12 protein-coding genes are annotated in these 11949 nt (G+C 73.1%); 1 reads left to right on the forward strand and 11 read right to left on the reverse strand.

Annotation, left to right across the window (positions count from 1 at the left end; genetic code table 11):
- Positions 1 to 55 precede the first annotated feature (55 nt).
- The 10 genes from B1H29_RS17380 to B1H29_RS17425 form a co-directional block, all read right to left on the reverse strand.
- Positions 56 to 469, reverse strand: a complete 414-nt coding sequence (locus B1H29_RS17380; RefSeq protein ID WP_055418746.1) for a DUF3151 domain-containing protein — start codon at positions 467 to 469, stop codon at positions 56 to 58.
- 102 nt (positions 470 to 571) lie between these two features.
- Positions 572 to 1603 (reverse strand): class II fructose-bisphosphate aldolase, encoded by a 1032-nt coding sequence (gene fbaA / locus B1H29_RS17385; RefSeq protein WP_055418747.1) that lies wholly within the window; start codon positions 1601 to 1603, stop codon positions 572 to 574.
- A 167-nt stretch (positions 1604 to 1770) separates the two neighbouring features.
- Positions 1771 to 2319, reverse strand: coding sequence for an orotate phosphoribosyltransferase (gene pyrE / locus B1H29_RS17390; RefSeq protein WP_055418748.1), 549 nt, complete (start codon positions 2317 to 2319; stop codon positions 1771 to 1773).
- Between the two features lie 10 nt (positions 2320 to 2329).
- Positions 2330 to 3118 carry an aldose epimerase gene (locus B1H29_RS17395; RefSeq protein WP_055418749.1) on the reverse strand — a complete coding sequence of 263 codons (789 nt, stop codon included), beginning with the start codon at positions 3116 to 3118 and terminating at the stop codon, positions 2330 to 2332.
- A gap of 70 nt (positions 3119 to 3188) precedes the next feature.
- Positions 3189 to 4187: an SRPBCC domain-containing protein gene (locus B1H29_RS17400; protein ID WP_055418750.1), complete on the reverse strand. Its 999-nt coding sequence runs from the start codon at positions 4185 to 4187 to the stop codon at positions 3189 to 3191.
- 52 nt (positions 4188 to 4239) lie between these two features.
- Complete coding sequence (locus tag B1H29_RS17405) at positions 4240 to 4977, reverse strand: response regulator (protein ID WP_055418751.1); 738 nt, start codon at positions 4975 to 4977, stop codon at positions 4240 to 4242.
- Positions 4974 to 6245 carry a sensor histidine kinase gene (locus tag B1H29_RS17410; protein WP_055418752.1) on the reverse strand — a complete coding sequence of 424 codons (1272 nt, stop codon included), beginning with the start codon at positions 6243 to 6245 and terminating at the stop codon, positions 4974 to 4976. Before B1H29_RS17410 ends, B1H29_RS17405 begins: the two co-directional genes overlap by 4 nt.
- 441 nt (positions 6246 to 6686) lie before the next feature.
- Positions 6687 to 8258, reverse strand: coding sequence for a polyamine aminopropyltransferase (locus tag B1H29_RS17415; RefSeq protein ID WP_234393038.1), 1572 nt, complete (start codon positions 8256 to 8258; stop codon positions 6687 to 6689).
- A gap of 463 nt (positions 8259 to 8721) precedes the next feature.
- Entirely contained in the window at positions 8722 to 9258 is a 537-nt protein-coding gene (locus tag B1H29_RS17420) for a DUF2617 family protein (protein ID WP_055418753.1), read from the reverse strand.
- A 396-nt stretch (positions 9259 to 9654) separates the two neighbouring features.
- Positions 9655 to 9903, reverse strand: coding sequence for a hypothetical protein (locus B1H29_RS17425; RefSeq protein WP_055418754.1), 249 nt, complete (start codon positions 9901 to 9903; stop codon positions 9655 to 9657).
- A 174-nt stretch (positions 9904 to 10077) separates the two neighbouring features.
- Between B1H29_RS17425 and B1H29_RS17430 the strand changes: the two genes are divergently transcribed.
- Positions 10078 to 11268: a pyridoxal phosphate-dependent aminotransferase gene (locus B1H29_RS17430; protein ID WP_055419012.1), complete on the forward strand. Its 1191-nt coding sequence runs from the start codon at positions 10078 to 10080 to the stop codon at positions 11266 to 11268.
- A 112-nt stretch (positions 11269 to 11380) separates the two neighbouring features.
- Here the strand turns inward: B1H29_RS17430 and B1H29_RS17435 are convergent, their stop codons facing one another.
- Positions 11381 to 11917, reverse strand: a complete 537-nt coding sequence (locus B1H29_RS17435) for a YbjN domain-containing protein (protein ID WP_055418755.1) — start codon at positions 11915 to 11917, stop codon at positions 11381 to 11383.
- Positions 11918 to 11949 lie beyond the last annotated feature (32 nt).

Below are 11949 nucleotides of genomic sequence, written 5' to 3' on the forward strand. Positions count from 1 at the left end.
ACCCTGGCCCGCCCGCGCGCGCGGCGGGCGGGCCAGGACGTGTCCGGTCCCCGGTTCAGCCGAGTACCTCGGCCGCCGTCGGCGAGGAGTCCCTCAGGAACTGGCTGCAGCGCTCGTACTCCTCCTTCTCGCCGATCGCCTGGGCGGCGCGGGCGAGGGCGTGCAGGGCGCGCAGGAAGCCGCGGTTCGGCTCGTGCTCCCAGGGCACCGGGCCGTGCCCCTTCCAGCCGCTGCGGCGCAGGGAGTCCAGGCCGCGGTGGTAGCCCGTACGGGCGTACGCGTACGACTCGACGGTGCCGCCCCGCTCGAAGGCCTCGTCGGCCAGCCGGGCCCAGGCCAGCGAGGACGTCGGGTACTTCGCGGCGACGTCCGCGGCGGTCGCCCCGCTCGCCAGCAGCTCGCGCGGCCCGGGGTCGTCGGGGAGGTGGGTCGGGGGCGGTCCCCCGAGGAGGTTCTCGTGAATGGCCATGGCACAAGTCTGCGCCATGCCCCCGGCATACGTGCGAGGGCCCGGCACCCCGAGGAGATCCTGGGGTGCCGGGCCCGGCGCGAGCGGTGCGGAAGGGGACCGTTACTTGATCTTCTGGCCCGCCGAACGCAGGTGACCGCAGGCCTCGACGACGCGCGCGGCCATGCCGGCCTCGGCCAGCTTGCCCCAGGTGCGCGGGTCGTAGGTCTTCTTGTTGCCGACCTCGCCGTCGACCTTCAGGACGCCGTCGTAGTTGCTGAACATGTGGTCGGCGACCGGACGCGTGAAGGCGTACTGGGTGTCGGTGTCGATGTTCATCTTGACCACGCCGTTCTCCAGCGCGGTCGCGATCTCCTCGGCGGAGGAGCCGGAGCCGCCGTGGAAGACGAAGTTGAACGGCTTGCTGCCGGCCGGCTGACCGTACTTGGCGGCGACGCCCTCGTTCAGCTCCTTGAGCAGCTCGGGGCGGAGCACGACGTTGCCCGGCTTGTACACGCCGTGCACGTTGCCGAAGGACGCGGCGAGCAGGTAGCGGCCCTTCTCGCCCAGGCCCAGCGCCTCGACGGTGCGGACCGCGTCGTCGACCGTGGTGTAGAGGGAGTCGTTGATCTCGTGGGAGACACCGTCCTCCTCGCCGCCGGTCGGGGTGATCTCGACCTCGAGGATGATCTTCGCGGCGCGGGCGCGCTCCAGCAGCTCCGTGGCGATGGAGAGGTTGTCGGCGAGCGTCTCCGCGGAGCCGTCCCACATGTGGGACTGGAACAGCGGGTTGCGGCCGGCCTTGACGCGCTCCTCGGAGACCGCCAGCAGCGGACGCACGTACGCGTCGAGCTTGTCCTTCGGGCAGTGGTCCGTGTGCAGGGCGACGGTGACGTCGTACTTCTCGGCCACGATGTGCGCGAACTCGGCGAGGGCGACGGCGCCGGTCACCATGTCCTTGTTGTGCTGGCCGCCCAGGAACTCGGCGCCGCCGGTGGACATCTGGATGATGCCGTCGCTCTCCGCCTCCGCGAAACCGCGCAGGGCCGCGTGCAGCGTCTGGGAAGAGGTCACGTTGATGGCCGGGTAGGCGAACTTTCCTGCCTTCGCCCGGTCCAGCATCTCGTTGTAGACCTCGGGAGTTGCGATGGGCATCTGTCCGCTCCTTGTATGTGCGGGGGGCGTGAAACGTGCTTACGGCCCTGACCTAGACCTGGGGGGGGCGACGTCATCGTCGGCCCCATCTTTCCAGACGAAGCGGGATACTCCGAGTGGACGTCCGCCGGACGTCCGTCCCGGCTCAGTCCCGGCTCAGTCCCGGCTCAGTCCAGGCCCAGCTCGTCCTTGTCGTACGCGTACCGGTACGGCACCCCGGCGCCGTCCTGGATCTTCTCGGCGGCGCCCGTCGCCCGGTCTACGATCGTCGCGACGGCCACGACCTCGGCACCGGCCTCGCGCACGGCCTCGACGGCGGTGAGCGGGGAGCCGCCGGTGGTCGAGGTGTCCTCGACGACCAGGACGCGGCGGCCCCTGATGTCCGGGCCCTCGACGCGGCGCTGCAGCCCGTGCGCCTTGGCGGCCTTGCGGACGACGAAGGCGTCCAGCCGCCTCCCGCGCGCGGCGGCGGCGTGCAGCATGCTCGCGGCGACCGGGTCGGCGCCCATGGTCAGCCCGCCCACCGCGTCGAAGTCCAGGTCGGCCGTCAGGTCCAGCAGCACCTGCCCGACCAGCGGCGCGGCCTCGCCGTCCAGGGTGACGCGGCGCAGGTCGACGTAGTAGTCGGCCTCGAGACCCGAGGAGAGGGTCACCTTGCCGTGCACCACGGCCTTGTCCTTGATCTGCTGCAGCAGCGCGCCGCGTACGTCCGTCATGCGCACCAGCTTAGAGCCGGGTCCAGCGCCAGGTCGTCGTGGCCTCCAGCGGCTCCAGGGGGGTGACCAGGCGCGGGAGGGTGTTCAGGCCGTTGGGCGGACCGGTCTGCGGCTCCACGCAGACGGCGGCCTCCTGCTCGTCGTAGACCACGGCCCACCGCTCCGGGCTGGTCACCCTCAGCTCCAGCCGCTCCGGCCAGGTGAGGGTGACGTCGACGCCGTCCGGCATGCCGAAGCAGTCGTCCCAGGGGCCCGGCTTCGGGTCTACGCGGTTGCCGGTGGGCAGGTGGTCGTCGCCGCGCTCCTCCTGCCAGGCGGGGTCGAAGGCGATCACGGCATCGGCGCCGTCGAGGGTCCGGTTGAACCAGGGGTGCCAGCCGATCTGCGCCGGGAACGACGACTCGTACGTCTCCACGGACATCGTCAGCGTCAGCGCGTCCCCGGCGAGGGCGATCACCTGCGTGACGCGGCCGGAGTAGGGCCAGGGGTCGGTGAGGTCGTAGGTGAGGACGGCCTCGTCGCCGGTGAGGCGGGCGGTGCGCCAGGCGGCGTCGCGGGCGGTGCCGTGGATGGCGTGCGGCGGGGAGTTGAGCGGCATCTGGTGGACGACGGCACCGTCCCGGAAGCGGCCCTCGCGGATCCGGCCGCACCAGGGGACCATCGGGAAGCAGCCGTAGCGCTCGCCCTGTCGGAGCAGTTCCGTGCCGCCGACGCGCAGCCCTCCGATCCGGCCGCCGTTGCCCGGCAGCACGGTCGCCTCCGCGTCACCCGCGGTCAGCGTGATGGGTTCGTTACTCACGCCATGACCCTACTGGGGCGATCAAGGGGACCCGGGCACGGTCGGCCCGGCGGCGGGTGCCGGTGACGGTTCAGCGGCGTCTGCGCAGTGCCCGGCCCACCACGATCGCCGACGCCACGACCAGCGCCGCCGCCGGAGCGGCCCAGCGCAGGGGAGCACCGGCCGCGCCCGCCTGGGGTGCGGGGACGGGGGCGTACCGGCCGCGCGGCGGGGCGTGATCCACTTCCTCGGCGCTGCGACCGATCATCGTGCGGCGCGCGTGCGCGGCCTCGGCGGGCGGCGGCTCGGCGGCTTCCGGAGTGGCGGGGGCGGCGGGAGCTTCCGAGTCGGCGGCGGGAGTTCCCGGGTCGGCGGGGGCCCCGGGAGCGGTGGGAGCTCCGGGGGCGTCCGGGTCATCGTGCTCTTCCGGCCCGGCCTGGCTGCCCGGCCCGTCCTGCGTGTCCTGGCTGTCCTGCGTGTCCTGGCCGTCCTGCGTGTCCTGGCCGTCCTGCGTGTCCTGGCCGTCCTGCGTGTCCTGGCCGTCCGTTCCGTTTTGTGCTTCCGGCTCGCCCTCGTGCGGGTCCGCGAGGGAGGGCGGGGGCACCTCGGTGTCCAAGACGGAGGTGCGCTGCGGCTCCGTCCGCGCCGCGGACTGCTCCGCCCCCCGCTCCGCCGCCGCGCCGAGGTTCTCCGCGAACCGGGTCAGCAGCCGGGTCGCGGCCGACGTCACCGACTCCTCGGGCAGCTCCGTGACGCGCCCGTCCGCGGTGGCCGTCCCGGCGAAGGCGAGGGTGGAGCCGCCGTCGGCGTCCGCCACGCGGAGGGTGAGCGCGAGCGTGACCGTGCCCGTGCCGCGCGACTCGCCGGCGCCGCCCTCGAGGGCGTACGCACCGTCGCCCCGCGCGGTCAGGCGCAGGGAGCCCCGGTAGGTGATGGAGTGACTGCCGATGCGCACCTTCAGCCGACCCGCCACGGGCTCGGCACCGGCGTCCTGCTGGAGCCCCGGAACGGCCCGGGCGACCCGGGCCGGGTCGGCCAGCACGTCCCTGAGCCGCTCGGCCGGAACCGGAACGAACACCTCATGCTCCATGTCACGCCACCCTACCCAGCGGGCGCCCGGTACACCCCCCGGCCGCACAAAGTCATCCGCGGCCCTCCCGGCCCCCCGGCGTCACCAGTCCCGTCTCGTACGCCACCACCACCGCCTGCGCCCTGCTGGTCAGACCCAGCTTGGTCATCGTGCGGTTGAGGTGGGTCTTCACCGTGGCCTCGCTGATGAACAGGCGGTCGGCGGCCTCGGCGTTGCTCAGGCCGCGGGCCACCAGTTCCAGGACCTCGGCCTCCCGGGTGGTCAGCGTCGTCAGCTCGGGCGGCGGGCCCGGGTCCGAGTGGTCCGGCCGGTCCGTTTCCGACATCCGTGTGAACGCCTCGACCAGGCGCCGGGTGACCGCGGGGGCGAACAGCGCGTCGCCGCCGTGCACGGCGGCGACCGCGGCCAGCAGCCGTTCGGGGCCCGCGTCCTTGAGCAGGAAGCCGGACGCACCGGCCCGCAGGGCGCCGTACACGTACTCGTCCAGGTCGAAGGTGGTCAGGATGAGGACGCGGGGAGCGGGGTCGACCGCCTCGGCGAGGATTCGCCCCGTGGCCTCGATGCCGGTCATGCCGGGCATGCGGATGTCCATCAGGACGACATCCGGCCGGGTCCGCGCGGCCAGCGCCACCGCCTCGGCGCCGTCGGACGCCTCGCCGACGACCTCCATGCCCGGGGCGGCGCGCAGCAGCGCGGCCAGTCCGCTGCGGACGAGGAACTGGTCGTCGACGACGAGCAGTCTGATCGGGGCGTCCGGTGGCCGGGCCATGGGGTGGTCTGCGTCGGTCATTCTCTGAGGGCGTCTCCCCGGCGTGCGGTCTGTACCGGCGTCGGCAGGGTCAGGCGCACGCCGAATCCCCCCTCGCTGCGCGGGCCGACGACGATCGTCCCGCCGTAGAGCTTGGCCCGCTCACGCATCCCGATCAAGCCATGGCCACCGCGCTCGGGGATTGTGTCCGAATCCACCCCCTGCCACCGGTCCCCGTGCCGATCGCCCTGCCGGTCCCCGTGGCGATCCCTCTTCCGGTCCCCGAACCGGTCTCCCTCCCGGCCGTCCTCGCGATCCCCCGCCCGGCCTCCCTCTCCCCTGCCGTCGTCCGTCACCGACACCGTCACCTCGCCGGCGCGGTAGGCGAGTTCGACGGTGGCGTTCGCCCCGGGGGCGTGCTTGAGCACGTTGGTGAGGGCCTCCTGCACCACCCGGTAGACACAGAGCTGAACGCCGGGCGGCAGGGGGCGCGGAGCGCCCGTGACGCGCAGCTCCACGCTCACACCGCCGGAGCGCACCCGCGTCACCATCTCGTCGAGCTGGCCGAGGCCGGGGGCGGGGGCGCCGTCCGCCCCCTGGACGCCGTCGGCACGCAGCAGGCCGAGCATGCGGCGCAGTTCGGCGAGGGCTTCGCCGCTGGCACCCTCGATGGTGTCCAGGGCGCCGCGTGCGGTGCGGGCGTCGGAGTGGAAGACGAAACGGGCCAGTCCGGCCTGGACGTTGATGACCGCGATGTGGTGGGCGACCACGTCGTGCAGCTCACGGGCGATCCGGACGCGTTCCTCGGCCACCTCGCGCCGCGCCCGGTCGGCCTGTTCGGCACGGAGCTGCCGGGTGAGTTCGCCGGTCCGGCGGGCGACGTACCCGAACCGCCACAGCACCAGCGGGAAGCCCACGGCCTGCCCGACGACCGACGCCATCGCCTCGGCGTCGCTGACCACTCCGGCGTAGATCCAGACACCGGCGAGCAGGGCGGCGCCGGCGGCCGCGGTACGGGTGGAGCACAGGGAGGCGACGGTGTAGAGGGCGAGCATGGGGCCGAAGGAGCCGACCACGGGCCAGTAGCCGAGGGTGACGTAGACCGACCAGCAGGCGTGGACGGCGAGGCAGACGGTGACGGGGGCACGGGTGCGCAGGGTGAGCGGAAGGTTCAGCAGGGCGACGAGCGTCCAGGCGAGCGGGTCGAGCGCGGGCCACCCCTGGGCGACGGCCTCGGTGCCGAGCAGTACGGCCACGGTCGTCAGCGCCGCGGCGATCAGGCCGTCGGCCGCCACAGGGTGCAGGCGCATTGCGGCAGCGTAATTCCGCCCGTCCGACGGCGGCGTCATCCTTCCGCCGTACCGCGGAAGTTGCAGGAACCGGGCGCCTACCGCGCTGGGTGGGTCCGGTCTCCACCCCCTGCGGGATTCCGGGACGGGCGGAGCGGCCATAGGTTCTCGGTGCGAGCGATCCGCAGGGGGGTGTGGCGGTCCGTCCGTTCCCGGGGGAGGGGGCGGGCCGCCGCATGACACGGGTGCGCATGACACGCGTGCGCCACGCAACGCGTGCGCCACACAACGCGTGCGCACGTGCCACGCGTTCGCTCGTACGGGGGGCGGAGGGCAAAGGGAGAAGGGCGGAGGGCGCGGAGGGCAGGGACGCGGAGGCACACGGGCACGGGGCGCCCGGGCACGCGGGTACAGGCACACAGGCGCACAGGCGCACAGGCGGACAGGCGCACGGGAGCGGGCTCAGTACCGCGGATGCACCAGCGTCGACGGTGGCAGGCCGGGGATCCGGGTACGGGACGCGGCGCGGGCGTCCTGGGTCAGGGACCGGGGCGTGAGGGTGTGCGGGCGGGGGGCCGTCGGTTCGAGGCGCAGGGCGGGGGACTCGCGGGCGGCCAGGAGGAAGCCCCAGTCACGGGGGACGTTCGAGGTGACGGCCGCACGGTCGGGCCCCGGCGCGAAGCCGGTTTCCCGGGCGGCGACGCGGTAGGGAGCGGTCCGCAGACCGGCCGCGTGGAGCGTCGCGTTCACCGTCCAGAAGGCACGCGGGCGTGCGGAGACCGGGCCGGCGTGCACGATCAGCCGGCCGTCGGGGGCGAGCACCCTCCGCAGCAGGCCGTAGAACTCCTGTGAGTACAGCTTGGTGCTGGCCGTGATGCCCGGGTCGGGAAGGTCCGAGATCACCACGTCGTACGTCGCGGTGGGCGTCGAGCGCAGCCGGCGGAACGCGTCCGACGTGGTGACGTGGAGGCGCGGATCGCCGTAGGCGTGCTCGTTCAGCGCGGACAGGCCGGGGTCGTGCCGGGCCAGCCGGGCGAGTCCGGGGTCGAGTTCGGCGACGTCGACGCGGCGCACGTCCGGGTGGCGCAGCACCTCCCGCGCGGCGAGGCCGTCACCGCCGCCGAGGATCAGCACGCGCGCGTGCGGGCCGCTCATGACGGGGTGCACCAAGGCCTCGTGGTACCGCCGCTCTTCGCTGCCGCTGACCCGCAGCCGGCCGTCCAGGAACAGGTCGAGGGGCCGGCCGTCGGTGTCGCCGGCGAGGACCACTTCCTGCACGCCGGTCTGGACGGCCACGCGGACGTCCTGGCCGTACACGGCGTGCCGGGCGGCCCGTTCGAAGTCGTCGGCGAGGACGGTCGCCGTGGCCAGGAGCGCCAGCACGACGGTGTTGGCGGTCAGCAGGAGCCAGCGGGCCCGGCGGGTCATGTCCCGCCGGAACAGGCCGAGGACCAGGGCGGCGCCGACGACCGCGTTGACGGTGCCGGTGAGCAGCGCGCCGGTGAGCTGCCCCAGGAAGGGCAGCAGGAGGAACGGGAAGGCCAGGCCGCCGACGAGCGCGCCGACGTAGTCCGCGGCGAACAGGTCGGCGACGGCGCCGCCCGCGTCCTGGCGGCGGACGCGCTGGATCAGCTCCATCAGCAGCGGTACCTCGGCGCCGATCAGCACGCCGATGGCGAGCGAGAAGGCGACCAGCAGGAAGCGCGGGCCGTCGGCCCACAGGCCGCCCCAGCCGCCGGTCCAGGCGAAGACGGCGTACAGCACCATCGCGCTGGAGCCGCCGACGAGGGCGAGCACGGCCTCGACCGCGCCGAAGCCGGCCGCCGCGAATCTGCGCAACCGCTTGGCGGCGAGTGAGCCGAGGCCCATGGCGAAGACCATGACGGACAGGACGACGGACGCCTGGGTGACCGAGTCGCCGATCAGGTACGAGGCGAAGGCGACGAGTTCGAGTTCGTACACGAGCCCGCAGGCCGCGCAGACGAACACGCCGGCCAGCACCAGGAACCGCCCGACGGCGGGCCGGACGGGCAACCGCGCCGGCCCACCGGGGCCGCAAGACCCGGCGGACCCGGCGGACCCGGCAGACCCGGCAGACCCGGAGGACCCGGCAGACCCGGAGGACCCGGCAGGACCGGACGGCCCTGGCAGGCCGGACGGACCGGACGAGCCGGGCGGAACAGACGCGCCGGACGGACCGGACGCGCCGGACGCGCGGGACGAGCCGGATGGGCCGGACGAGCCGGACCGGCCGGGCGACGTACCGCCGGTGGGGTCAGGGGAGCCGCCGGGGCCGGCCCAGGACGGCGGAGAGCCGGGCGGAGCGGGCGCGTGCGGTTCGATCACGGGGTGACGTTACGTCACTCCCGTACTGCGCTTCGTCACCCACACGTGTGAAACAGGCGTTCCGTTGGGCACCACAGGTTTATCTCGCCCGACCCTGTCCGACCCTGTCCGACCCTGCCCGGGCTACGGCCGGACCACGCCCCGCGCCGGCTCACACCCCGGACGGGCTGAGCTGCCGCGTCGGCACCCGGACACCCACCCGGGTCCGGGTCGCCACCAGGTGGCCGTCCTGCGGATAGGCGTGCCAGGTCCGCCAGTGCACCTGCCCCTCGTGGCGATGCGCCAGCAGCGCGGTGAAGGCGTGCGGGCTGCCGGGGAAGACGCCGGCCAGCCCGTGCGGGTGGTCGGCGACCAGAGCCAGCAGCTCCTGGGCACGTCCGGCGAAGGAGCCCGGCGTCAGCACCTCCACGCGGGCGGCGAACTCGTACTCCCAGTCTCCCCTCCGTTTGGCGACGCCCAGCGGAAGGGGGGTACTGCTGCCGGGGATGCACGCCACCGTCTCGGAACAGCTACCCCGCTCCTCCTCGAGCAGGACTTGATGTGACGCCCCCAGGAGTCTCAACTGCATTTTGGCGCCCGTCAGTTCGAGATCGAGACTGGCGAGCGCGGGCAGCGGCTCGCGTCCCAGGGCCCAGGCGAGATCGGCTGCGCGCGTGTCGGTGTAGGCGGTTTTCAGGGTCGTGAGCATGGATCGGCTCCGCAAGCACACAAGGAGAGGAAGGTGTGGGGCCTGCGCATCCCGGTCATGGCCGGGGATGCGGCCCGCTCAGCCCAGTCGGCCGGTCAGGAGGGGGGTCAACAGGTCGTCCGAGGAGCTGCGTTGGTGTGGAGAGGGAATCATGAACTGTGGCGCCACCACAGCGTTTTTACCCAACTTCGTGGTGTTTCCATCCCTCAGGGGGCTCCACAGTTCAACTGTTCAACCGGGGCGCACACCCCCGCCCGCGCGGCGCGCGCCGGTGCGTGGGAGCGCCCGCCGGGAGTGTTTCCCGGCGGGCGCTCGTGTTGGGCGCGGGGCCCGCTCCCAGGTGCGGGCCCCGTGGCGGGGATGCGGTTCCCCCTGCGGGAGCTCAGCTACCCCGTGTTAGCTGCCTCCACCGCATCCGCCGCCGCCCCCTCCCCCGCAGGACGACGACCCGCCTCCGCAGGACGAGCCGCCGCCGCAGGAGTGGCCCGAGGAGTGCCCGGTGGAGGACGAGTCGCCGGCCCACCAGCTCCTGCTGCTGCCGCGGTCGCGGTGGTGGTGCCTGCCTCCGCCGCCGCTCCGCGCGCCGGTCAGGAGCCCTCCGACCACCAAGGCGCCGAACACGATCAGGATGATGCCGATGACCATGGCGTCCTCCTCCTTCCGCTTCCCGGGCTCGCACCCGGAGTTCCCCCGAAGCAACCCCCCGTTGGGCGCCTCGCCTTCCGCATGAAGCTCGTTGCGTGAACGGGAGATGCCCTTCGCCGCCACGCCCCAAAGCAGAGTTGAGGAACTCCAGAGCTTCGGCGCAGGATGGCCGGCATGACCCCCATCAGCTCCAGCTCCCGCCCCTTCCTCAACCGCCGGCTCGCCGAGTTCGGGACGACGATCTTCGCCGAGATGTCCGCCCTGGCCGCGCGGACCGGGGCGATCAACCTGGGCCAGGGCTTCCCGGACACCGACGGCCCCGAGGAGATCCGGGAAGCCGCCGTACGGGCCCTGCGCGACGGACGCGGCAACCAGTACCCGCCCGGCCCCGGCGTCCCCGAGCTGCGCACCGCGGTCGCCGCCCACCAGGAACGCCGGTACGGCCTGTCCTTCGACCCGGACACCGAGGTACTGGTCACCGCCGGCGCCACGGAGGCCATCGCCGCCTCCCTGCTCGCCCTGCTGGAGCCCGGCGACGAGGTCGTCGCGCTGGAGCCGTACTACGACTCGTACGCGGCCTGCATCGCGATGGCGGGCGGCACGCGCGTACCCGTGACTCTGCGCCCCCACGAGGGCACCTTCCGCCTCGACCTCGACGAGCTGCGCGACGCCGTCACCGACCGCACCCGTCTGCTGCTGCTGAACACCCCGCACAACCCGACGGGCACCGTCCTGACCCACGACGAACTGGCGGCCATCGCCGAGCTCGCCGTCGAGCGGGACCTGCTGGTGGTGACCGACGAGGTCTACGAGCACCTGGTCTTCGACACGGCCGAGCACATCCCCCTGGCGAGCTTCCCGGGGATGCGCGAGCGCACGGTGACCATCGGGTCGGCCGGCAAGACGTACTCCTTCACGGGCTGGAAGGTCGGCTGGATCACCGCCGTACCCGCCCTGGTCACGGCGGTCCGCTCGGCCAAGCAGTACCTGACGTACGTGGCCTCCGGCCCCTTCCAGTACGCCATCGCCGAGGCCCTGGCGCTGCCCGACTCGTACTTCGACGCCTACCGCGAGGACATGCGGGCCAAGCGGGACCTGCTGGCGGCGGGCCTGGAGGGGGCGGGCTTCGGCGTCTACCGCCCCGCCGGGACGTACTTCGTCACCACCGACATCCGCCCCCTCGGGGAGAGCGACGGCTTCGCCTTCTGCCGCGGCCTGCCGGAACGCGCGGGCGTCGTCGCCGTCCCCAACGCGGTCTTCTACGACCACCGGGAGGCGGGCGCCCCCTTCGTCCGGTTCGCGTTCTGCAAGCGGACCTCCGTGCTGGAGGAGGCGGTACGGCGGCTGAAAACGCTGGCGGGGTGAGCGGGAGAGCGGGCGCGGGGACGGGAGCCGGGCCCGAAAACGGCGAGAGCCCGGCCCCGGCACACGACCTCGGTGGTCGGTGCCCGGCCGGGCTCTCCTCACACGGGACGGACTATTCGCCGTCCTCGTCCGTCGGCTTCTCCGACTCGTTGACCTCCTGCTCCAGGCCGAGCTGTTCGACGAGCCACCGGTCGAACTCGATGGCGGCGCGGACCCAGCTGACCGTCGAGGAGACGAAGTGCTCCAGGCTGACGCCCATGCCGATCAGCATCTGCGCCTCGCCGATCAGGCGGACCGTGCCGTCGTCGTGGGTGTGGGAGTACACCTTGGGCCACAGGGTGCGCCGGTTCCAGTCGTCGATCGACTCCAGGAGCTGCGGCTTCTCGTCGATCTGGTGGGGCCGGTCGTAGAACGTCCGCACCGAGAAGACCTGCTGGTCGTCCTCGCCGCGGAACATGAAGTACGTACGGAACTGCTCCCACGGCGCCGCGAGGTCACCCTCGTCGTCGACGACGTACTTCAGCTCCATCTGTTCGAGGAGCTGCTTCACAAGATCCTGATCCGGGACGACGGGGCCCGCCGGTCCTTGGGGCTGCGGCTCGGGCTGCTTGCCCCCGAAGTTCGGAATCGAGGACGGGTCGATGGTCACCGTGAATTTCCCTTCGTACGGATCTGGCCATC

This window comes from Streptomyces pactum, assembly GCF_002005225.1.
Taxonomy (GTDB): domain Bacteria; phylum Actinomycetota; class Actinomycetes; order Streptomycetales; family Streptomycetaceae; genus Streptomyces; species Streptomyces pactum_A.